A 512-nucleotide genomic window follows, 5' to 3' on the forward strand; every position below is an offset into this window, starting at 1 on the left:
AGACCTCGCAGATGTTCATCACCGGCCCGGACGTGGTCCGCGCGGTGACGGGTGAGGAGATCAGCCAGAACGGCCTGGGCGGCGCCGACGTCCACGCCGAGACCTCCGGTGTCGCGCACTTCGCGTACGACGACGAGGAGACCTGCATCGCCGAGGTGCGCTACCTCATCTCGATGCTCCCCTCCAACAACCGGGAGAACCCGCCGGTCCACCCGACCGACGACCCGGCCGACCGCCGCTCGGACGTCCTGCTCGACCTGGTCCCGGCGGACGGCAACCGCCCGTACGACATGCACAAGGTCATCGAGGAGCTCGTCGACGAGGGCGACTACCTCGAGATCCACGAGCGCTGGGCCCGCAACATCATCTGCGCCCTCGCCCGTCTGGACGGCCAGGTCGTCGGCATCGTCGCCAACCAGCCGCAGACGCTGGCCGGGGTGCTGGACATCGAGGCGTCCGAGAAGGCCGCGCGGTTCGTGCAGATGTGCGACGCGTTCAACATTCCGATCATC

The 512-nt window shown here is 68.4% G+C and carries 1 protein-coding gene; it reads left to right on the plus strand.

Going from position 1 to position 512, the window contains the following annotated elements:
• Window positions 1-512, plus strand: a 512-nt coding sequence (locus IF43_RS0135640; RefSeq protein WP_030211211.1) for a carboxyl transferase domain-containing protein, incomplete at both ends; no start/stop codon positions are given.

Source organism: Streptomyces sp. NRRL S-87, assembly GCF_000719335.1.
In the GTDB taxonomy this organism is placed as follows: domain Bacteria; phylum Actinomycetota; class Actinomycetes; order Streptomycetales; family Streptomycetaceae; genus Streptomyces.